Annotated in this window: 16 protein-coding genes, 2 pseudogenes and 1 riboswitch; of the genes and pseudogenes, 5 read left to right on the top strand and 13 right to left on the bottom strand. The window is 60.5% G+C overall.

Annotated elements, in window-relative coordinates; genetic code table 11:
• The 6 genes and pseudogenes from KKO72_RS18050 to KKO72_RS18025 form a co-directional block, all read right to left on the bottom strand.
• A pseudogene (locus KKO72_RS18050) lies at positions 1–788 on the bottom strand (glucose-6-phosphate isomerase); the annotation flags it as partial.
• A 2-nt stretch (positions 789–790) separates the two neighbouring features.
• A complete protein-coding gene (tal, locus tag KKO72_RS18045; RefSeq protein WP_214942253.1) occupies positions 791–1,738 on the bottom strand; it encodes a transaldolase in 948 nt (315 codons plus the stop codon).
• 86 nt (positions 1,739–1,824) lie between these two features.
• On the bottom strand, positions 1,825–2,706 hold the full coding sequence (locus tag KKO72_RS18040; RefSeq protein ID WP_214942251.1) for an EamA family transporter: 882 nt from the start codon (positions 2,704–2,706) through the stop codon (positions 1,825–1,827).
• Between the two features lies 1 nt (position 2,707).
• Entirely contained in the window at positions 2,708–3,754 is a 1,047-nt protein-coding gene (locus KKO72_RS18035; RefSeq protein WP_214942248.1) for an ABC transporter ATP-binding protein, read from the bottom strand.
• A gap of 17 nt (positions 3,755–3,771) precedes the next feature.
• Positions 3,772–5,982: an iron ABC transporter permease gene (locus tag KKO72_RS18030; protein WP_214942245.1), complete on the bottom strand. Its 2,211-nt coding sequence runs from the start codon at positions 5,980–5,982 to the stop codon at positions 3,772–3,774.
• Between the two features lie 98 nt (positions 5,983–6,080).
• Positions 6,081–7,091 carry an ABC transporter substrate-binding protein gene (locus tag KKO72_RS18025; protein WP_078364261.1) on the bottom strand — a complete coding sequence of 337 codons (1,011 nt, stop codon included), beginning with the start codon at positions 7,089–7,091 and terminating at the stop codon, positions 6,081–6,083.
• A 382-nt stretch (positions 7,092–7,473) separates the two neighbouring features.
• On the opposite strand from KKO72_RS18025, the gene zwf reads away from it, so the two are divergent.
• Both zwf and KKO72_RS18015 read left to right on the top strand, forming a co-directional pair.
• Entirely contained in the window at positions 7,474–8,928 is a 1,455-nt protein-coding gene (zwf, locus tag KKO72_RS18020; RefSeq protein WP_214942242.1) for a glucose-6-phosphate dehydrogenase, read from the top strand.
• Between the two features lie 15 nt (positions 8,929–8,943).
• A complete protein-coding gene (locus KKO72_RS18015; protein ID WP_180129266.1) occupies positions 8,944–9,792 on the top strand; it encodes a MurR/RpiR family transcriptional regulator in 849 nt (282 codons plus the stop codon).
• 65 nt (positions 9,793–9,857) lie between these two features.
• Here the strand turns inward: KKO72_RS18015 and KKO72_RS18010 are convergent, their stop codons facing one another.
• Entirely contained in the window at positions 9,858–11,072 is a 1,215-nt protein-coding gene (locus tag KKO72_RS18010) for a M20 aminoacylase family protein (protein ID WP_251140759.1), read from the bottom strand.
• A 237-nt stretch (positions 11,073–11,309) separates the two neighbouring features.
• On the opposite strand from KKO72_RS18010, the gene galE reads away from it, so the two are divergent.
• The 3 genes from galE to KKO72_RS17995 are packed head-to-tail and all read left to right on the top strand — an operon-like array spanning position 11,310 to position 14,980.
• On the top strand, positions 11,310–12,326 hold the full coding sequence (gene galE, locus KKO72_RS18005; RefSeq protein ID WP_251140758.1) for a UDP-glucose 4-epimerase GalE: 1,017 nt from the start codon (positions 11,310–11,312) through the stop codon (positions 12,324–12,326).
• 48 nt (positions 12,327–12,374) lie between these two features.
• Positions 12,375–13,478, top strand: a complete 1,104-nt coding sequence (locus tag KKO72_RS18000) for a sugar phosphate nucleotidyltransferase (RefSeq protein ID WP_227330456.1) — start codon at positions 12,375–12,377, stop codon at positions 13,476–13,478.
• A gap of 41 nt (positions 13,479–13,519) precedes the next feature.
• Positions 13,520–14,980: a mannose-1-phosphate guanylyltransferase/mannose-6-phosphate isomerase gene (locus KKO72_RS17995; RefSeq protein ID WP_214942236.1), complete on the top strand. Its 1,461-nt coding sequence runs from the start codon at positions 13,520–13,522 to the stop codon at positions 14,978–14,980.
• Between the two features lie 459 nt (positions 14,981–15,439).
• Here the strand turns inward: KKO72_RS17995 and KKO72_RS17990 are convergent, their stop codons facing one another.
• From KKO72_RS17990 to ahcY, 6 genes and pseudogenes are all read right to left on the bottom strand, one after another.
• Complete coding sequence (locus KKO72_RS17990) at positions 15,440–15,688, bottom strand: hypothetical protein (RefSeq protein WP_214942233.1); 249 nt, start codon at positions 15,686–15,688, stop codon at positions 15,440–15,442.
• A 296-nt stretch (positions 15,689–15,984) separates the two neighbouring features.
• Positions 15,985–16,083 (bottom strand): annotated as a pseudogene (locus KKO72_RS17985) (methylenetetrahydrofolate reductase [NAD(P)H]); the annotation flags it as partial.
• Positions 16,084–16,105: 22 nt separating this feature from the next.
• The gene (locus KKO72_RS17980; RefSeq protein ID WP_214942229.1) at positions 16,106–17,326 is read right to left on the bottom strand and encodes a cation:proton antiporter; all 1,221 of its coding nucleotides are present in this window, start codon (positions 17,324–17,326) and stop codon (positions 16,106–16,108) included.
• Positions 17,327–17,604: 278 nt separating this feature from the next.
• Positions 17,605–18,444 (bottom strand): methylenetetrahydrofolate reductase [NAD(P)H], encoded by an 840-nt coding sequence (metF, locus tag KKO72_RS17975; protein ID WP_214942227.1) that lies wholly within the window; start codon positions 18,442–18,444, stop codon positions 17,605–17,607.
• Between the two features lie 75 nt (positions 18,445–18,519).
• Entirely contained in the window at positions 18,520–19,404 is an 885-nt protein-coding gene (locus KKO72_RS17970) for a TlyA family RNA methyltransferase (protein ID WP_214942225.1), read from the bottom strand.
• A 122-nt stretch (positions 19,405–19,526) separates the two neighbouring features.
• Complete coding sequence (ahcY, locus tag KKO72_RS17965) at positions 19,527–20,993, bottom strand: adenosylhomocysteinase (protein ID WP_214942222.1); 1,467 nt, start codon at positions 20,991–20,993, stop codon at positions 19,527–19,529.
• Positions 20,994–21,069: 76 nt separating this feature from the next.
• A riboswitch (S-adenosyl-L-homocysteine riboswitch) is annotated at positions 21,070–21,181 on the bottom strand.
• Positions 21,182–21,291 lie beyond the last annotated feature (110 nt).

The raw sequence follows: 21,291 nt of genomic DNA, 5'->3' as shown, positions 1-21,291 counted from the left end.
ACCCAGTCCCAGAAACCAAAGGTGGTGCTGATGCCAAAGCTGTTGGCGGCCGCCACATTGGTGGTGAGCGCCGCAAAATGCCGCGCGATGTTGGTGCCACCCTGCGCCTCGAACCAAGCCTTGGCGCTGTGCGCGTTGGTCATGGTCTCGATGGTGGTGAAGGTTTTGCTGGCGATCAGGAACAAGGTGCTCTCGACCTTGACCTTCTTTAATACCGCCGCCAGCTCATGCCCGTCCACATTCGAGACAAAGTGAAAGCGTTTGCCCGGCGTGACAAATTCGTCGAGCGCCAGCACCGCCATCTGCGGCCCCAGATCGGAGCCACCAATGCCGATGTTCACCACGTCGGTGATGTCGGCGTCGGCCCGCACAGCCTCGGCATAAGCCAGCATCGCATCCAGCGTGGCATGCACCTGGGTCAACTCAGTCGCTACATTTTTGATATCTGCTCGCCCTTGATCCGTCAGGGCCAGAGGCGGATTTCTCAACAACCAGTGCATCACAGCACGCTGCTCGGTGCTGTTGATCTTGGCACCGGCAAACATCGCATCGCGGTGCGACTCCAGACCGCTTTCACGCGCCAAATCGAGCAACAAGGCCTGGGTGGCCTCGTCGATCAGGTTTTTGGACAGGTCGGCAAACACGTGCGGCGCACTTTGGCTGAAGCTGGCAAAGCGCTGGGGGTCCGCCGCAAACTCGGGGCGCAGGTCAAAACTGCGCCCGCTGGTTTCAAACCGGGCCTGCAGCGCCGCCCAGCTGGGGGTGCGGTCGCAACGTGTGGTGTTCATGCTTAATGTCCGAGCAAGAGTTGATCCAGTTTGACGGCGTCAGCACAGAAGGCGCGGATGCCCTCAGACAGCTTCTCTGTCGCCATGGCGTCCTGGTTCAGCGCAAAGCGGAAGGACGCTTCGTCAAAATTCACCGGCTCCATGTCCAGCGACTGTGCGGCCTGGGCATCGAGCGCCTTGACCAGCGGCTCGTCGGTGGCAGCCAGCGTGGCCAGCAGGTCGGGGCTGATCGTCAGCAGGTCACAACCGGCCAAGGCGGTGATCTGGCCGACGTTGCGGAAGCTGGCACCCATCACCTCGGTTGTGATGCCAAACTTTTTGTAGTAGTTGAAGATCTGCGCCACCGACTTGACGCCGGGATCGTTGGCGCCGGTGTTGTCGGCTTCGACCCAGGCTGCGCCAGCCGACTTCTTGTACCAATCGTAGATGCGGCCAACAAACGGCGAAATCAATTGCACCTTGGCCTGACCGCAAGCCACCGCCTGGCAGAACGCAAACAACAAGGTCAGGTTGGTGTGGATGCCACGGCGCTCCAGCTCGGCAGCGGCCTGGATGCCTTCCCAGGTGGAGGCGACCTTGATCAACACGCGGTCGATGTGGATGCCTTCGGCCTGGTACAGCGCAATGATGCGCTCAGCACGGGTGATGGTGGCGTTGGTGTCAAAGCTCAAACGGGCATCCACTTCGGTCGAGACACGACCCGGCACGATGGACAAAATCTCGCAACCAAAACGCACCAGCAGGCGGTCGGTGATCTCATCGAGCGCACGGCCTTGGAAGCGGGTGGCGGTGTCAGTCAGCAGCGACCGGTACTCGGCCTTTTGCACGGCCTTGAGGATCAAGGACGGGTTGGTGGTGGCATCTGTTGGCTGGTAGGCCTCGATCTGCTTGAAGTCGCCAGTGTCGGCAACCACGGTGGTGAATTGTTTGAGGGCGTTGAGTTGGTTCATGAACGGATTATTACGGCATTTGGCCCCACTTCATCGCCCGCCTACCACAGTTTCTACGACACAAGCCATAACAAAACTTGTATAGCTCAGCCCAAAGCCAGGGCCATCACCCCCATCGCAATCGCTACTGCCCCCACAATCCGCAAGCCCCGATCCCCTTCACCGAGCAGGTGCCCGCCAATCAAGGCCGCAAACAACATGCTGACCTCACGCGCCGGGGCCACATGGCTGACCGGTGCCAGCCGCACCGCAAACAACACACACACATAAGCCATTGGGCTGAACACCGCCACCACCAGCGCGTAGCGCCACTGCTGCTGCCACAACCGCCAGGCCTCGGCCCGGTTGCGCAGCACCGGCACCACGGCATACGGCAGGCGCAGGATGTTGCACCAGTAGTCAAACAGGATCGGGGACAGCGCAATCACCTTGACCGCATAAGCATCGAGCACCGTGTAGGCGGCAATCAGGGCACCTGTCAGCAGCCCCCAGAACACCCCGGCCAACACCCGCTCACGCCGAGCCGGGTCGTGTGCGGCCTTGAACAGCCCCGGCCCACCGGCAATCAGGAACACCCCCGCCACCACACCGACAATGCCAACCACACCCAGGGCACTCAGGCGTTCACCAAACACCACCACCGCGACAAACGAGGACAGCAGTGGCCCACTGCCGCGTGCCAGCGGGTAGACCACGGTCAAGTCACTTTTGCGGTAACCGGTGAGCAGGCAGACAAAGTACACCCAGTGCACAAAACCGCTGGTCGCGATGAACAACCACTCGGTCAGCCCCCACAGCGGCATCACCTCCCAGCCGAGCCAAAGCGCCAGCGGCGACCAGACCACCGCCATGATGATGCAGCTGAAAAAGGTGAAACGGGCATCCCCTTGCGCCTTCTTGGCGACGATGTTCCAGCCGGCATGGATCAGTGCGCCGACCAGGATCAGCGCAAATGCGAGCCCGGACAAGTCAGCTGGCCTGCACCACCGACACGCCGTGATCGGCCAGCGTCAGGCCCACCTCGGCGCCCAGCGCCAGCACATCGGTCAAATCGGGCGAGACCACAAAAATCGGCCCAAGCGCGGTGTCAAAGGTGTATTCAAAAAAACTGCCCAGGTAGGCCAGCTTGCGCAAGGTGGCTGGCAGGCCACTGCCATCGTGGTGGATGTGCCAGGCCTCGGGCCGCACCGCCACCTTGACCTGGCCGGCAGGCACGGTCTGGCGTGAATGAATCTGCAGTGGACCCAGTTGAACCCAGCCCGCCGCATCGGCCTGCCCCGGGAACAACATCGCTTCGCCCATGAAACCCGCGACAAACTCGCTGCTTGGGCGCTCGTACATATCTTGGGGTGTGCCGCGCTGGGCAATCAGACCGTTGTCCATCACGATGATCTGGTCACTCACCGCCAGCGCCTCACTCTGGTCGTGGGTGACATAGGCCACGGTCAGGTGCAGGCGCTGCTGCAAGCTGCGGATTTCCTCGCGCATTTCACGGCGCAGGCGCGCATCCAGATTGCTCAAAGGCTCGTCAAACAGCAAAACGCCCGGTTCCAGCACCAGGGCACGCGCCAGCGCCACACGCTGCTGCTGACCACCCGACAACTCGCTGGGCAGGCGGTCGTCATAACCGACCAGACCGACGTTGCCCAGGGTCTCCACCGCACGCCGCGCGGCCTCACCCTTCTCGATGCCGGACATCTTGAGGCCGTACATCACGTTCTCCAACACGTTCATGTGGGGGAACAGCGCGTAACTCTGGAACATCATGCTGACATTGCGGTCCGCCGGGCCAAGCGTGGTGACATCCTTGCCCTGCATCAAAATCTGCCCGCTGGTGGGGGTTTCCAGTCCGGCGATCATGCGCAACACCGTGGTTTTGCCACAGCCGGAGGGTCCCAGAATGGTGGTGAGCGAGCCTTGCTCAATCTCGAAATCAACTCCTTTGATCACCAGTGGTGCACGTTTGTCGATGCCATACCGTTTGGTGATATTTTTGAATTCAACGCCGTAAGTCATGCTTGTCTCTCAGGAAATTAGTGGGCTGCAATGGCGGGAGGCTTCAGGCCGATCTTGCGGCGGCCCAGTTTGCGTTCACCCACCAGAAACTGGATCAGGGCAATCGCCGCCGACATCAGGATGATCAGCACGGTGCAATAGGCCAGCGCCACACCGTAGTCGCCATTGCCCACCCGGCCAATGATGTAAGAGGTGGCCAGCTCGTTCTCGGCGGTCACCAAAAAGATCACCGCACTCACCGTGGTCATGGCGCGCACAAAGCTGTAGACCAGCGCGGCCACCAGTGCGGGCTTGAGCAAGGGCAAGACCACATGGCGCAAGGTCTGCAGGGTCGAGGCCCGCAACATCACCGAAGCCTCGTCAAGCGACTTGTCAAGTTGCTTGAAGGCGGCGGTACCGGCCCGCACACCCACCGGCAGATTGCGGAACATGAACGACAGCACAATGATCAGCCCAGTGCCGGTCAGCTCCACCGGCGGCACATTGAAGGCCAGGATGTAACTGACCCCAAGCACCGTGCCGGGAATAGCAAAAGCCAGCAGGGCCACAAATTCAAAACCGCCCTGACCGCGAAACTCGGTGCGCGCCAGCAGGTAGGCAATCAGCAGGCCCACCGCGGCGGTCATCGGGGCAGCCAGCCCGGCGAGTTTGACGGTGGTGAAAAAAGAGTTCCAGGCGGTGCCCGCCCAGACCAGCCCAAAGTCGCCCCACTCCAGGCCAAAAGCGGTGTTGAAGTGGGCCAGGGTCAGGGTGTAGTCGCGGCCCCAGGTCTGCACAAAACCACCGGCAAAAGCAAACAGGTAAACCACCACGGTGAACGCCAGCCAGGGGTACACCACCACGTTGAGCACCCGGCGCACGCCGTCGGGCAAAGCCATCGGTATACCGGCGTCGCCCTTGCCGCTGACCGTGGTGTAGTTCTGTTTGCCCAGCAGGGCGCGCTGCATCGCAAACACCGCCAGCGCAAACATCGTCAGAATCCAGGCCAGCGAGGCCGCCTTGCCCTGGTCATACTGGGCGCCCACGATGGCAAAAAAGATGTCGGTGGACAACACCGAGAACTGCCCGCCCACCACAATCGGGTTGCCAAAGTCGGCAATGCTCTCAATAAACCCCACCAGAAAGGCATTGGCCAGGCCCGGCTTGAGCAGCGGCAGGGTCACGGTGAAAAAGGTTTTGGTGCGGCTGGCACGCAGGGTCTGCGCAGCTTCTTCCATACTCGGCGCCACCCCTTGCACCACCCCCCGCATGATCATGAAGGCAATCGGGGTGAAGGCAAACAACTGGGCAATCCAGATGCCAAACAACCCGTAGAACCAGCGGGTGGGCGGCAAGTCAAAGGCGTATTCAAGAAACTGGTTGACCACACCGGCGCGGCCAAACAGCAGGATCAGCCCCAAACCGACCACAAACGGCGGCGTGATGATCGGCAGCAGCGCCACCACACGCAGCGGTGTCTGCACCCGTGGTCCGGCACTGCGCTCGGCCAAGAGCGCCATCATGGTGCCCAGGATCACGGTGCCGGTGGCGGTCAGCAGGGCCAGGAACAAGGTGTTCCAGGCCACCCCACAACGCATGCCACCACTCACACAGCCCAGGCCCCAGACGCGCTCGTTGCCGATGCGCTCAAAAATCGCCGACCAGGCCCAGTGGCCTTCTTCGTTGAGGAACGCACCGTAGAGTGCCTTGGTCACCGGAAAGGCGATGAACAGCAGCAGCAGCACCGAGCAGCCCAGCACCGACGAGGCGATGAACATATCCCCCTTGAAATAGCCCCGGCGCGCCAGCCCAAACGCGGTGAGCATCACCAGCGCCAGCAAGGCGATGAAAGCACCCATGCCAATGCCGTACTGGTTGACCGCCAACTCACCAAATTGCGTGTTCAACGCGGCAAACGACCAGCCCCGGGCGCCAATCATGAAACCACTGGCCAGCAGCCCCACAAAACCCAGCAAGCCCCCACCCAGCAGCCAGCCACTTTGTGACCTGCCTGCCGGCAGCCACAGACTCACGGCGCACAGCCCCAAGCCGACCAGGCCCAGGCCCAGCCAGACACGGCCATGCACCACGGTTTGCATCAGGCCATTGGCGGTGTCCGGGCCCGCAAAAATCTGTGGCAAAACGCTGTACCAGGCAGTGTCCTGGATGGCGTACCACGGCAACAAAAGATAGGCCAGCAGGCCAAGGACGATCCAGAGGCGGATCGCCTGATTGGGATGTTTGTTCACAAGAAGCTCAAGGTAAATCACACAAGGCGGCGCTCAGCGCCGCCGCCAGACCGGGCGCAAGACCCGCTGCGCCCAGGCTTTGACCTGGCAGGACGGGGTCAACGCGGCAAGGAATTGACTTCCTTTTCCCAGCGGGCAATCAAGCGCTTGCGCTCAGCCGAGGCGCCGTACTTGGCGTAGTCGTAGTTGATGAACTTGATCTTCTTGAAGTCCGGCACACGGGGGTCGACCTTGGCCGCCTTGTTGGAGGGCACCTGGAACTGCTTGGCGGCAGCCGCCATTTCCTGGGCTGCCGGTGTCAGCGCCCACTCGTAGAACTTCTTGGCGGCATCCATATTGCGCGCGCCCTTGATGATGCTCATCGAGCCAATTTCGGCACCGGTGCCGTCGGTCGGTGTCACCGCCTCGATCGGGAAACCATTCATCTTTTCGCCCGGAGCGTCGTGCACAAAACTGATCGACACCATGGTTTCACCACGTGCCACGGCCTTGATCGGGCCGGTGCCACTGCGGGTGTACTGGCTGATGTTGGCATGCAGCTTTTTCAGGTACTCAAACGCCTTGTCTTCCCCCATCAACTGCACCAGCGTGGCCACCATGGTGTAGGCGGTGCCGCTCGAAGCCGGGTTGGCGGATTGGATGTCGCCCTTGAGCGCCGGGTTGAGTAGGTCGGCCCAAGTCTTGGGTGGCTGCATTTTTTTCTTGGCCAGCAGCTCGGTGTTGTAACCAAAGCCGAGCGGACCGGAGTAAATACCCACGGTGCGGTAGCCAGACTGTTGTGCCTGCTGTTGCGCCCAGCTCTGCAGCTGGGGCAAGGTCGGTGATTTGTACTCCAGGCTCAGCCCCAGCTCGGCGGCCTGCAGATGCGGGTCACCGGTGCCACCAAACCAGATGTCGGTCTTGGGGTTGTCTTTCTCGGCAATCAGCTGGGCCAGCGCCTCACCGGAGCCCTTCATCGACACATTGATTTTGGTCCCGGTGGTTTTGGCATACACGGTGCCAATCATGTTGCACCATTCGGCTTGCACCGAACAAATCACGTTCACGGTTTGCGCTTGAACAAACCCACTGGCAGCGGCCAGCACCGACACAACGAACATTTTTTTCATATCAGCTCCTCAAAAAAATCGTGCCCCGTCCAGGTCTTGCTGCGGCCAAAGAGCGACAGCGCCATCCACCAGCGGCCTGCGCTTGGGAGGGAGATGAACCGGGAAAGCGACGGGGTGCCAAACAGCCCGAATCATGTGCACCCTGGTGTCTGCACCTGGATGGGTAAACAAACCCAGGTTGGTGGTCCAAGTTCTCATGACAGATTCGCTACAAATAAATTACCGTTTGGTGACGACACCACTGTAATCCCATTTTTGGGGCACGCGCATCGGGGAAACGCCAACAACGTGAGCTTCTTGCGCAAAATTGTTACCCGGTTACAAGCTTTGATGAAACGAAGTTACAGTCACGACTCATCCGACCACTCTCACCTTCAGACTTATGAGTTTTGACCTTGTTCTTTTTGGTGGCACCGGCGATCTGTGCTGGCGCAAGCTGATGCCCGCCTTGTTCCAGGCCTTCAAACACGGCACCCTGCCCGCCGGTGTGCGCATCATTGGTATTGGCCGAGATGATTTGAGCGACGAGCGTTACCGCGCCCTGATCGCCTCACGCTTTGGTCATGTGGAGCTGGAAAAACGCCCCAGCAGCGAAGAATTCGACCGCTTCGCCGCGCTGCTGGAATTTGTCAGCATGGACTTGTCCAAGCCCGAGCACTACACCTTCCTGAAAAACAAACTGGACCAGCGCCAGGCCGACACCGTGGTGATGTATCTGGCGACCGCGCCCAACCTGTTCGCCACCATTGCCGAACAACTTCGCGCCGCTGGCCTGAACACGCCGCACACCCGCATCGTGCTGGAAAAACCGCTGGGCCACGACCTGGCCAGCAACCGCGCGATCAACCACACCGTGGGCCAGGTGTTTTCTGAGCAACAGATCTACCGCATTGACCACTACCTGGGCAAACCGGCGGTGCAGAACCTGTTTGCCCTGCGTTTTGGCAACGCCCTGTTCGAGCCGCTGTGGCGACGTGAACACATTGCCAACATCCAGATCACGATTGCCGAAGAGCTGGGTGTGGAAAAACGTGGCGCGTTTTATGAAACCACCGGTGCGCTACGCGACATGGTGCAAAACCACGCGCTGCAACTGTTGTGCGCCATTGGCATGGAGCCGCCGATCAACTCCCACGCCGACGCGATCCGCGACGAGAAGCTCAAGGTGCTGCGCTCCCTCAAACCCTGGACTGCGGAAACCCTGGCGCAGGACGTGATCCGCGGCCAGTACAGCGCCGGCGCGATTGCGGGCCAGGCGGTGCCGGGTTACCGCGAAGAACTGGGTGTGAGCCCCAGCAGCAACACCGAAACCTTTGTCGCGCTGCGCACCGAAATCATGAACTGGCGCTGGGCCGGTGTGCCGTTTTACATCCGCACCGGCAAACGCCTGGCGGGCCGCGACTCCCGCATTGTGGTGAACTTCCGCCCCACCCCCCACGCCATCTTCAACTCGCAGATCGGCATGGCGAACAGGCTGGTGATCAACCTGCAACCCAAGGACGGTCTGGAGTTACACCTGCTGGCGCAAGCCCAGGACAAACGCCAGAACTCCAACAACCTGGCGCCGGTGCACCTGGACCTGGACTTTGACAAACGTTTTGGCGCCGAACGTGTGGGCGCTTACGAGCGCCTGCTGCTTGACGTGATGGACGGCCGCCTGAACCTGTTTGTGCGCAGTGACGAGCAGGAAGAAGCCTGGCGCTGGGTCGAGCCCATCATCGACCACTGGCGCAACGACACCCAGGGCCCGCGCCCTTACGCCAGCGGCACTTGGGGGCCCAGCGCCACCAGCGCCATGATCGCGCGCGACGGCTCCTGCTGGAGCGAAGAATGCTGACCTGGGAGTTAGACCATGCTTGACCGAATCCGTGCTTCCCTGCCCTCTCTGGCACCCGCCGAACAACGTGTGGGCAAGCTGGTGCTGAGTGACCCACGCGGCTTCACCTTGATGCCGGTGAGTGAGCTGGCGGACCGCGCCCATGTCAGCAAACCCACCGTGGTGCGTTTTTGCCGCAGTGTGGGTTACGACGGTCTGAGCGACTTCAAACACAAGCTCGCGGGCAGCGTGAGTGAAGGTGTGCCCTACATCCACCGCAGTGTGGACGCCGACGACAAGACCAGCGACATCATGGTCAAGGTGATCGACAACACGGTGGCCGCCTTCCTCAAATACCGCAACGACGCCTCCGCAAGCGCGATTGAGCGCGCCGTGGACGCCCTGACAGCCACCTACCACGCCGGGCGGCGCATCGAGTTTTTTGGTGTCGGTAACTCGGGCATCGTGGCGCGCGATGCGCAGCACAAGTTCTTTCGCCTGGGCATCCACGGCGTGGCCAACAGCGACGGCCACATGCAGGTGATGAGTGCCTCCTTGATGCAACGCGGCGACTGTGTGCTGGTGATCAGCAACTCGGGACGCACCCGCGACTTGATGGACGCCTGCGACATTGCCCGCAAAAACGGCGCCATCGCCATCGTCATCACCGCCAGCGGTTCACCACTGGCCAGCGCCGGCGACATCCATGTGGCCGCCGACCACCCGGAAGGTTACGAGCGCTACAGCCCGATGGTGTCGCGCCTGTTGCACCTGATGATTGTCGACATCCTGGCCACCTGCCTAGCCCTGCGCATTGGCAGCGAGAAATTGCAGCCGCTGCTGCGTGAGATGAAGAACAACCTGCGCAACAAGCGCTACGCCTAGCTTACAAGCCTTTTGAGCCTCCAGACCCTATGGATAAAGGGCTAGTAGCTATCTATTACGCAGCATCAAACCAGGGCCAGCGGCATGCCCTGCTCCACCAGGCTGGCGTGCAAAGCGGCACCCAGGGGTAACACTTCGTCGTTGAAGTCGTAACGGCTGTTGTGCAAATAACAACTGCCCAAGCCGTTCTCAGCGCCCTGCCCGAGCCGCATGTAGGCGCCGGGTTTCACACGCAGCATGAACGAAAAATCTTCGGCACCCATGCTGGGCTCCAGATCACGCACCAGGTTGGCGACCCCCACCAGGCTTTCGGCCACATCACCTGCAAAACGGGCCTCAGGCGCCGTGTTGATGGTGGCCGGGTACATGCGCTCGTAAGTCACCACGGCATGGGCACCAAAGGCCTGTGCCACACCACTGCACAACTCCTGCAGGCGCCGCTCCACCAAGGACTGCACCTCGGCGGTGAAGGTGCGCACCGTGCCCACCAGGGTGGCGCTGCCGGGAATCACACTCATGGCGTTCACATCCCCGGCCTGCAGCGCACACAGGCTGATCACCGCACTGTCGACCGGCTTGACGTTGCGCGACACGATGCTCTGCACTCCGGTGATGATGTGGCCGGCCACCAGCACCGGGTCAATCGTCTGGTAGGGGTGGGCACCGTGGCCACCTTTGCCGGTGATCTCGATGGTGACGCGGTCTGCCGCCGCCATCATCGGCCCCGGGTTCAGGCCGATGGTGCCCGGGCGCATGGCGGGCCAGTTGTGCATGCCGTAAACCGACTGCACCGGAAAACGCTCAAACAGCCCGTCGTTGATCATTTCCTGGGCACCGGCATAACCCTCTTCACCGGGCTGGAAAATCAGCACAGCCGTGCCGTCAAAACGGCGCGTCTCGGCCAGGTAACGGGCGGCACCCACCAACATCGCGGTGTGGCCATCGTGGCCACAGCCGTGCATCAGGCCAGGCTTGGACGACTTCCAGGCAAAGTCGTTGTGCTCGGCCATCGCCAATGCGTCCATGTCGGCACGCAGGCCAATCATGCGGCCAGAGGTCTGGCGCTGGCCCCTAATCACCGCCACCAGACCGGTTTTGCCAATGCCGGTGTGGATCTCGTCCACCCCACACAGCTCCAGCGCCTGCTTGACACGTGCGGCGGTGTAGACCTCTTCAAAACCGAGCTCCGGGTGGGCATGCAAATCACGGCGCAAGGCGGTGATTTCGGGGTGAAACGCGGCAATGTGCGCAAACGCACGGCCATGAACAACAAAAGACATCATCATCTCCAACAGATTGCTTGTGATTCCATTCCCAAATCACACGTGTCGTTGTTGCTTCGCCTTGTCGTGCGTCAGCACTGCCTGCGGCTACTCGCCTAGACACGCATGATTTGGAAACGGAATAAGGCATAGCGTAGCGCAAGACATGCGCCCACAACGGTGGCCGTGAGGTGCAAAAGACGGTCACACAGACCGTCTAAACTCCAAAGGTCCCCACTTCCAGGTCTCCCGATCATGATTTTCATCACAGGCGGCGCCGGTTACATCGGCTCACACACCTGCGTGGAGCTGCTCAATGCAGGCCACCAGGTGACGGTGTTTGACAACTTCTCAAATAGCCAACCCGAGGCGCTGGCCCGGGTGGAACGCATCACCGGCAAACAACTGAGCTTCATCGAAGGGGACATCCGCGACCAGGCGGCACTGCAGACAGCGCTGCAGGCCAGCGGTGCCAACGCGGTCATCCACTTTGCCGGGCTCAAGGCCGTGGGTGAGTCGGTGGCGCAGCCGCTGCGGTATTACGACAACAATGTGCTGGGCACCGTGAAACTGTTGGAGGCCATGCAGGCCTGCAAGGTGAAAACGCTGGTGTTCAGCTCATCGGCCACGGTGTATGGCGACCCGCAGCGTCTGCCACTCACCGAAGACCACCCGCTCTCGGCCACCAACCCCTACGGCCAGACCAAGCTGGTGATCGAGAACATGCTGCGTGAACTTGCCCACAGCGACCCCAGCTGGCAGATCGGCATCCTGCGTTATTTCAACCCGGTGGGCGCCCACGCCAGCGGCCTGATTGGTGAAGACCCGCAAGGTGTGCCCAACAATCTGATGCCCTTTGTGGCGCAGGTGGCCATTGGCAAACGCGCGTTTTTGAACGTCTGGGGCAATGACTACGCCACGCCCGACGGCACCGGTGTGCGCGACTACATCCATGTGGTGGATCTGGCCCTGGGCCATCTGGCCGCGCTGCAAACCCTGCAGCGTGATGGCCAGAGTTTTGCCGTCAACCTGGGCACCGGCATCGGCTACAGCGTGCTCGACATGGTGCATGCCTTTGAGGCAGCCAGCGGCAAACCCGTGCCCTACCAGATCTCACCACGCCGCCCGGGTGACGTGACCGCCTGTTACGCCGACCCGGCCTACGCCAAGGCGCTGCTGGGCTGGCAGGCCCAGCGTGACCTGCAGGCCATGTGCGCCGACAGCTGGCGCTGGCAAAGCGCCAACCCACAAGGGTATGGGCCAGCCGCCTGATTTTTTCTTTTTTGGGAGTTTCAACAATGACAAGCAGAGGTTTTCACCATGGCTAAAGGCATGATTCTGGCCGCCGGGCAGGGCACCCGGGTACGACCACTCACCAAGGACTTGCCCAAACCGATGATCCCGATCCTGGGCAAACCGGTGATGGAGTACCTGATCGAACACCTGGCCAGCTACGGCATCAAGGAGATCATGGTCAACGTGGCCTACAACCACCACAAGATCGAGCAGTATTTTGGCGACGGCCACCGCTGGGGCGTCCAAATTGGCTACGCCTACGAAGGTGTGCGTGAACACGGCGAGGTCACGCCCAAACCCTTTGGCTCGGCCGGGGGCATGCGCCGCATTCAGGATTTCAGCGGCTTCTTCGACGAAACCACCCTGGTGCTGTGTGGCGACGCGATCATCGACCTGGACATTGGCGCGGCGCTCGCCGAGCACAAACTCAAAGGCGCGATTGCCAGCGTGGTGACACTCGATGTGCCCTTGAGCGAGGTGGAGAACTACGGCATGGTGGTGGCCGATGACAACGGTCAGATCCTGTCCTTCCAGGAAAAACCCAAGCCATCAGAGGCCAAGTCCACCGCCGCCAGCACCGGCATCTACATCTTCGAGCCCGAGGTGCTCAAGCTGATTCCGCCCGGCCAGGTCTATGACATCGGCTCACAACTGTTCCCGCAACTGGTGGAGAGCAAGGCGCCGTTTTTTGCGCAGAAACGTTTCTTCAACTGGATCGACATCGGCCGCGTCAGCGACTACTGGGCGGTGTTGCAGCGCGTGTTGCGCGGCGAAGTGGCGCAGATGAACATGCCCGGGCGCGAGATCAAACCCGGCATCTGGGTCGGTCTGAACACGCAGATCCCGTGGGACCAGGTCACCATCGAAGGCCCGGTCTACATTGGCTCCAGCGTACGCATCGAGCCCGGCGCCAGCATCATTGGCCCGAGCTGGATCGGCCACGGCTGCCACATCCGCTCAGGCGCCAAGGTGGTGCGCAGCATCCTGTTCGAATACACCCGCATTGCCGCCGACATGACCTTCAAGGAAATGATCGTCTCACCCACCTATTGTGTCGACCAGTCCGGCGAAACCCTCTACCGCGGTGATGAAACCGCGCAATTACGCTGGGGCGATTCCCGCGCCTGAGCCCAGGCCCTCTGAACATTCACATCCATCCGTCTTACCGTATGAACACACCTGTCCTCGTTCAACCCGTGGTTTTGTCCGGCGGCTCCGGCACCCGCCTGTGGCCCCTGTCCCGCGAAAAATACCCCAAACAGCTGCTGAGCCTGGTTGGCCAGGACTCGCTCCTGCAAGCCACCGTTCGCCGTGTCACCGGCACCCCCGGCGTGAGCCTGACCACACCGATGGTGGTGTGCAACGAAGAGTACCGTTTTGTCATTGCCGAGCAGCTGCGCCTGCTTGGTGAAAGTGGCACCGTGGTGTTGGAGCCTTGTGGGAGAAATACCGCCCCAGCCCTCACACTGGCTGCGTTAGCTGCTAGTAAAGGTGGAGCAGACCCGGTGCTGCTGGTGATGCCGGCTGACCACGTCATCACCAATGTGGCAGCGTTCCAGGATGTGGTGAGCCGAGGTGCGGCACTGGCCGACGCAGGCGCGGTGGTCACCTTTGGCATCACCCCTGACGCACCTGAAACCGGTTATGGCTACATCCAGACCGGTGCCCCGTTTGGCAGCGCCGACGCAGCGGCCCGCAGCATCGCCCGTTTTGTTGAAAAACCCGACCTGGCCACCGCCCAGTCTTACCTGGACGCGGGCAACTACCTGTGGAACAGTGGCCTGTTCATGATGCGCGCCTCGGTCTGGCTCTCAGCCCTGGGGGTCTGCCGCGCCGACATCTTGGCAGCCTGCCAAGTCGCCTGGGAAGCGGGTCAGACTGACGGTGAGTTTGTGCGTGTTGGCAAAGAGCTGTTTGCCGCCTGCCCAAGCGACTCGATCGACTACGCGGTGATGGAGCGCATTGCCGCCAACACCAGCAGCAGCACGCTGCCCGCCGGTGTGGTGCTGCCGCTCAACGCCGGTTGGTCTGACGTGGGTGCCTGGGACGCGCTGTGGCAGGTGCTGCCCAAAGACGCCTCGGGCAACGTGGCGCAGGGTGATGTGCTGCTGCAAGACTGCGAGAACACCCTGGCCCTGTCTGAAGGCCGCCTGGTGGCCTGTGTCGGTGTCAGTGACTTGGTGGTGGTCGAAACCGCCGACGCCATCCTGGTGTCGCACAAGGACAAGACGCAAGACGTCAAAAAGATTGTGGACCAGCTCAAGGCCCAAAAACGCCCTGAGGGCAGCATCCACCGCAAGGTGTTCCGGCCCTGGGGCTCGTACGACGGTGTTGATCGGGGCGACCGCTTCCAGGTCAAACGCATTGTGGTCAAACCGGGCGGTGTGCTGAGCCTGCAGATGCACCACCACCGTGCCGAGCACTGGATTGTGGTCAGCGGCACAGCGCGCATCACCAAAGGCGAAGAGGTGTTTTTGCTGTCCGAAAACCAGTCCACCTTCATTCCGCTGGGCACCACGCACCGGCTGGAGAACCCGGGCCGGGTGGCGCTGGAGATGATCGAGGTGCAGTCCGGCTCTTACCTGGGTGAGGACGATATTGTGCGGTTTGAGGATGTGTACGGGCGGTAGTGGGTACGGCCCGGCGCTCTGTAGGACGCTACTTAATTTATAGCTTCTCGACTTTATTGAATAAGGGTCAGAGGCTTATTTATTCAAAAACCGGTATCTGATACTGGATCAGGTGGCGCCAGGCGGGCGGCGGGGTTACCGTTCTCCGGCCCCCTCGCGGGCGACGGCGTGGGTGGGCTGCTTGTTCTGGTGTCGACACTGAGAATGGTGCGCCACCGGTCTCATAACGCGAATGGGTTTTGCGCCCGGCAACCCCACCACCCGCCTTCAACACATCTCGATGCGCTGATGTTGAAAATAGGTCAGCTTGAGGCTGGAAGCCAACTTCCAGATTTCTAGACTGCAGACGTTCAACGAATGAAAGGCACTTCTCTAATCCAAGTGAGCCGCGAGACGTGGGTTAACGTAAGTTTGAGGGGCGCCGCGCTTTTGCGGCGTCCCTCCCGAACGACGGGTGCTTCAATTACCCGAGCAGTACCGCAGCACTTCGATGACGGCCAGAGTTATTCCTGATAGTGCCCCCGCTATGGCAGATAAATTCACCCACCATTGCAGCTTAATTTTTTCCTCCAAAACGACGGGGCGTTCCTCCCAGTAGAGTTTGTTATTTTCGTCGAGCCCAATTTTGTCGAGCTCATCGATAGTAATTGATCTAATTCTTGGCATATATCTCCCCTTGGTACCGCTCAACTCAGCATAGGGAGACATGCCCGTGTCTCCCTAACATGGCGATTGTTGCCGAATGACTGCTCCCGCTTCTTACCCGCATTTGCGCCTCAGCCTGAATTCCATTTTTTAGCTGACACACAAACGCCGCTCGCCAGCAGGGGATGGGTTGGGGTGGCAACCGATTTCTGGAACTTTGACAGTATGAGGCCGCCGCCCCAAACCATCCCCTTGCAACCACAATCGCCCCAAATCAGTTGCCCAGCCGCGAGTGCCCAGCGAACTGGACTCGTGATAAGAAAAGGCTGCATCCCTTATAAATAAAGGGTCATCAGCTATCAAAAAAATATAATCCCCAGCCGATCACAAATCTCCAGCACCGTCGCACTCTGGTTCAGGGTGTAGAAATGCAGCGATGGCGCACCACCAGCGCACAAGAGGTGGTCAATCGGGGCGCAGCTACATGGCCCCCGTTTCGCGGTAGCGCTCACGTTGCACACGGGATACAACGGCGTTGAAGGCCATGGGTGTCAGCAAGGTGGTCACCACGCCGACCAACACCAGCACCGAGAACAGGTTGGCATCAATGAACCCACGCTCATAGGCAATACCGGCGACGACCAGCTCCATCGCGCCGCGGCCATTGAGGATGAAGCCCAGGCCAACCGCCTCACGGTGCGACATGCCAATCATCCGGCCACCCCACCAGCCAGCGGTCACCTTCGTGGCGATAGCGACGGCCAGCACAGACACCACAAAAACCACATCCGTCAGCGCGGCGAACTGGAACTCCAAACCCAGCGAGGCGAAAAACACCGGGGCCAGGAAGCCCCCAGTGATGGAGTTGAGCGTCAAACGCAAGTCGTCGTAGCGTGACGCCACAAAATGGCGTTGATCAAGCAGCAGTGCGCCAAAAAACGCCCCAATCACAAAATGGAATCCAAGGCCTTCGCTCAGCGAGCCGAAGACCAAAACAAACACCAGCACGATGCCAAAAAGCGCCTCTGGGCCAAAAAGTGCGACGAGCCGCTCAGGCCCGGCAGACACATTGATCCCGCGGCGATCCAGCCAGGTCAGCAATGCGTTCAACCCCATCACGGCGGAAGCCAAAGCCAGTAACTTGAGGGTCACGATCGAGCCGGTGAGCAGCACCTCGTTCACATTGGTCTGCTCAGGAAGTGCCAGCAGCACGCCCAGGATAAACAGCGCGGTGACATCGTTGATCACCGCCGTTGACACCGAATAACGACCAATGGCGGTGGCCAACAGGCCCATGTCGTCGAGCATCTTGACCGCGACCGGCAACGCCGTGATCGAAATACACAAGCCAAGAAACAGGGACCGCATGAGGTCCAGATCAAACAACCACGCCACGCCCATCCCAACTGCAAATGGCAGGGCAAAAGCGGCCAACGCAACAATGAGTCCACGACCACGCATGGCTCCAACCACATCGTGCAAACTCATCTCCAGACCGGCGGCCAGCACCACCAAAAAGATGGCCAAGGATGCAATGCCCGACAGCGCTGCGCCAGGATGTATCAGCCCCAGAACCCCAGGCCCGAGCAACACCCCGGCGATCATTTCACCCACGATGGCCGGTTGCCCCCATTTCACAAAGAGGTGGCCAAGCAGGCGTGCCGTAACGATCAGGGCAAGTAAGCTGGAGAGCAGGGGCATCAGTTGGGTGTGGTTGGGTTGGTTTTTGTGGTTGGTGGTGGATTCTGGGAAATGCGAAGGCGGTTTGCCAAAAGCATGGCAAGTCCATGGTAAATCAGGCCATTCCCAGCTGTTGCCCCGTGGGTGGCAACGTTTTGTAAACAATTGTTTGAATCCACGTGTCGCGTCTAGCGTGCTTGAACAGCGCGGTACAAATGGCCAAGGTGGATACGTGCCATTTTTGAACAAAGCAAGCTCTAGCCCCTATGTATGCTGGGCTAGAAGCTATCAAAACAAGATCAAAGCTCCAGCCGGTCACAGATCTCCAGCACCGCCGCACTCTGGTTCATGGTGTAGAAGTGCAGCGATGGTGCGCCACCGGCGCGAAGCTGTTCACACAGGTCGGTCACCACATCCAGGCCAAAGGCTTTGATGGAGGCGGTGTCGTCGCCAAAACCTTGCAGTCGCAGCCGGATCCAGCGTGGGATTTCGGCGCCGCAGGCGTCGCTGAAACGCATCAGTTGGGTGGAGCTGGTGATCGGCATGATGCCCGGCACCACTGGAATCGTCACCCCCAATGCGTCGGCATCTTCGACAAAGCGGAAGTAGGCATCAGCGCTGTAGAAATACTGGGTGATGGCCGAGTTGGCGCCAGCCTGCACCTTGCTGGCAAAGGCCTGGAGATCACTCTCGGCAGACTTGGCCTGGGGGTGGATTTCGGGGTAGGCCGCCACCTCGATGTGGAAGCTGTCGCCGGTCTCGGCCCGGATGAAGGCCACCAGATCGCTGGCGTACTGGAATTCGCCGCCTGCGCCGTAGCCGCTGGGCAAATCGCCACGCAGGGCCACCAGGCGCTTGACGCCCATGGCTTGCAGGGTGGACAGCTGCTCGCGCACACCGGCGTGGGTGGCGCCGATACAGGAGAGGTGGGACGCGGCTGAGGCGCCCTCGGCCAGGATGTCGCGCACGGTGTTGAAGGTGCCCTCTTGGGTGGAGCCGCCCGCGCCAAAGGTCACCGAGCAAAACTCGGGCTTCAGCGCATACAGGGCTTGGCGCACCAGACGCAGTTTTTCCACGCCTTCAGGGGTTTTGGGCGGAAAAAATTCAATGCTGACAGGGAGTCGTGAAGAAGCGGTCATGACACGCCTTTACAAAGTGGTGTGAACCGCGCTGTCAGCCCAGGGTGGCGAGCAGCGGGCCACAAGATTTTCAAGTTACTCAGCGGCACCCGGCTGGCGGGCGCAGATGAAAAATTCGCGGTTGCCGTCACCGCCAGCAATCGGGGAATCGAACCAATGGGTGACCGTGAGGCCCAGCTCGGCACAGCTGTCGCGCAGACGCTGCTCGACCAGACCGTACATTGCGGCGTCTTTGACAATGCCACCCTTGCCGACTTGGCCGGGTTGCAATTCAAACTGCGGTTTGACCAGGGTCAGCAGCGTGCCACCGGCCTTGAGCAGGGGCACCACGGCGGGCAACACCAGGGTCTGCGAGATGAAGGACAGGTCGGCGACGATCAGGTCAAACTCGGGCACAAAGTTGCTCTCTGCCGATGCGGTGTCGTCGTCCACCTCATGCGGTTCACGCTCTGCCTCGGTTTCGTCGTCTAGGTCGTCGTCTTCCAGATAAAACTGACCCTCAGCCCCCGTGCTGTCTTGGTAAGCAGCTACCAAATCAGCAGCATCGAGCGCACGCGCATTAACACCTTCGACACACAACACACGTGGGTCAGCACGTAACTGGGGGTGCAGCTGGGCAGTGCCCACATCCACCCCCACCACGAACGTTGCGCCGTGTTGCAACAGACAGTCGGTGAACCCACCGGTGCTTTGGCCCACGTCCAGGCATTGCAGGCCATCCACCGACAGTCCCACGTGTTTGAGCGCCGCCTCCAGCTTGAGGCCGCCGCGCGACACATAACGTGCCTCGGCGTCGTCGAGCAGCTGCAACTCGGCATCTGGCGGCACATCGTCACCGTTTTTGGCAACCTTGCGCCACACATCACCGTGAAGCCATTGGACGCCGTCCGCGATCAGGCGCTGAGCCTGGGATCGGGTGCTGGCCAGGCCACGTTGCACCAGCAGTTGGTCAATTCGCATACATCTCCAAGTTAAACACCACAGCCTCGCCCTTCAACCGTGGGATACCGTCGAACCGGCTTAGCCGGGCGACTGGTATCGCCCCCTCGAGGGGGAAGCGCCGCAGGCGCTTCGGGGGTGGTTCAATACCGGTAAGTGTCGGCCTTGTACGGGCCGACCTTGTCGACGCCAATGTAGGCGGCCTGTTCGTCGGTCAGCTCGCTGAGCATCGCGCCGACTTTTTTCAGGTGCAGGCGTGCCACTTTTTCGTCGAGCAGTTTGGGCAACACGTACACCTTGCCAACCTTGTAGGACTTGGGCTTGGTGAACAACTCAATCTGCGCAATGGTCTGGTTGGCAAAGCTGGAGCTCATCACAAAACTCGGGTGGCCGGTGCCACAACCCAGGTTCACCAGGCGGCCCTTGGCCAGCAGAATGATGCGTTTGGACGGTTTCTTACCCTTGGCCGGGAAGATCACATGGTCCACTTGCGGCTTGATTTCTTCCCACTTGCACTTGTCGAGCGAAGCAACGTCGATTTCGTTGTCAAAGTGACCGATGTTGCAAACGATGGCCTGGTCTTTCATGGCCTCCATGTGTTTGTAGGTGATCACATTCTTGTTGCCGGTGCAGGTGACAAAAATGTCGCACTTGTCAGCGGCGTATTCGGTGGTGACAACCTTGTAACCTTCCATCGCGGCTTGCAGGGCGTTGATCGGGTCGATCTCGACCACCCAGACTTGGGCCGACAAGGCACGCAGCGCTTGGGCGGAACCCTTGCCCACGTCACCGTAACCCACGACGCAGGCGACCTTGCCCGCGATCATCACGTCGGTGGCGCGTTTGATGGCGTCCACCAGGGATTCGCGGCAGCCGTACAGGTTGTCAAACTTGCTCTTGGTCACCGAGTCGTTGACGTTGATGGCGCGCAACATCAACTCACCCTTGGCGCTCATGTCGTTCAGACGGTGCACACCGGTGGTGGTTTCTTCGGTCACGCCGATGATGTTTTTCAGGCGTCGGCTGTACCAAGTTGGATCTTGCTTGAGCTTGGCCTTGATGGCGGCGTACAGGCAGGTTTCTTCTTCGCTGGTGGGGTTGTCCAGCAGCTTGGGGTTCTTCTCGGCCTTGGTGCCCAGGTGCATCAGCAAGGTGGCATCACCGCCGTCGTCGAGGATCATGTTCGGGCCTTCGGCGGCTGTGCCTTTTTTGCCGTCGAATTCAAAAATACGGTGGGTGTAGTCCCAGTAGTCGGCCAGGGTTTCACCCTTGATCGCAAACACCGGCACGCCTTGGGCAGCGATGGCCGCAGCAGCGTGGTCTTGGGTCGAGAAGATGTTGCACGAGGCCCAGCGCACTTGTGCGCCCAATGCGGTCAGGGTTTCGATCAACACCGCGGTCTGGATCGTCATGTGCAGGCTGCCGGTGATGCGTGCACCTTTGAGCGGTTGCTCTTTGGCGAACTCTTCACGGATGGCCATCAGGCCGGGCATTTCGGTCTCGGCGATGTTGAGTTCCTTGCGGCCCCAGGCGGCCAGGCCGATGTCGGCGATCACGTAATCAGGTTTGCTGGCGGCAGGTTTGCTTGCAACAGGTTTTTTAGCGCTCATGGTTCACTCCAAAAGTTAAGGTGACAAGCACCGCCGTGAGAAGTGAATCTGGGGAAAAGACTCACCACACACGAACGGTGGGTGAGCGCCGTTGTGAAACGCTGTGCAAAAAACAACAGCGGGGTCCGAGCCTCACTCAGCATGGTGACAAAACAGCCATCATGTGAGTTGCAACGCTCCTCGGAAGTGCGCGATTATAGGTATTTGGCACACCAGCGCACAGGGCCACCCAGGAGCTCGCAAACTGGCCGGCAAATTGCTAGGTAACCACTCAGTAACTTCTGTGCGTGATTTGTGA

The sequence above is a fragment of the Rhodoferax sp. U11-2br genome (genome assembly GCF_018619435.1).
GTDB lineage: Bacteria > Pseudomonadota > Gammaproteobacteria > Burkholderiales > Burkholderiaceae_C > Rhodoferax.
Note: the sequence above shows the minus strand (reverse complement) of the source record. Positions and strands in the feature narration are given on the sequence as shown.

Bases quoted from the DNA above. Each gene is read 5' to 3' on its own strand.
- KKO72_RS17995 (WP_214942236.1), top strand. From the start codon at position 13,520: ATGAACACACCTGTCCTCGTTCAACCCGTGGTTTTGTCCGGCGGCTCC.
- KKO72_RS18000 (WP_227330456.1), top strand. From the start codon at position 12,375: ATGGCTAAAGGCATGATTCTGGCCGCCGGGCAGGGCACCCGGGTACGA.
- KKO72_RS18035 (WP_214942248.1), bottom strand. From the start codon at position 3,754: ATGACTTACGGCGTTGAATTCAAAAATATCACCAAACGGTATGGCATC.
- tal (WP_214942253.1), bottom strand. From the start codon at position 1,738: ATGAACCAACTCAACGCCCTCAAACAATTCACCACCGTGGTTGCCGAC.
- KKO72_RS18015 (WP_180129266.1), top strand. From the start codon at position 8,944: ATGCTTGACCGAATCCGTGCTTCCCTGCCCTCTCTGGCACCCGCCGAA.
- KKO72_RS17990 (WP_214942233.1), bottom strand. From the start codon at position 15,688: ATGTCTCCCTATGCTGAGTTGAGCGGTACCAAGGGGAGATATATGCCA.
- KKO72_RS18025 (WP_078364261.1), bottom strand. From the start codon at position 7,091: ATGAAAAAAATGTTCGTTGTGTCGGTGCTGGCCGCTGCCAGTGGGTTT.
- zwf (WP_214942242.1), top strand. From the start codon at position 7,474: ATGAGTTTTGACCTTGTTCTTTTTGGTGGCACCGGCGATCTGTGCTGG.
- metF (WP_214942227.1), bottom strand. From the start codon at position 18,444: ATGACCGCTTCTTCACGACTCCCTGTCAGCATTGAATTTTTTCCGCCC.
- galE (WP_251140758.1), top strand. From the start codon at position 11,310: ATGATTTTCATCACAGGCGGCGCCGGTTACATCGGCTCACACACCTGC.
- KKO72_RS17980 (WP_214942229.1), bottom strand. From the start codon at position 17,326: ATGCCCCTGCTCTCCAGCTTACTTGCCCTGATCGTTACGGCACGCCTG.
- KKO72_RS17970 (WP_214942225.1), bottom strand. From the start codon at position 19,404: ATGCGAATTGACCAACTGCTGGTGCAACGTGGCCTGGCCAGCACCCGA.
- KKO72_RS18010 (WP_251140759.1), bottom strand. From the start codon at position 11,072: ATGTCTTTTGTTGTTCATGGCCGTGCGTTTGCGCACATTGCCGCGTTT.
- ahcY (WP_214942222.1), bottom strand. From the start codon at position 20,993: ATGAGCGCTAAAAAACCTGTTGCAAGCAAACCTGCCGCCAGCAAACCT.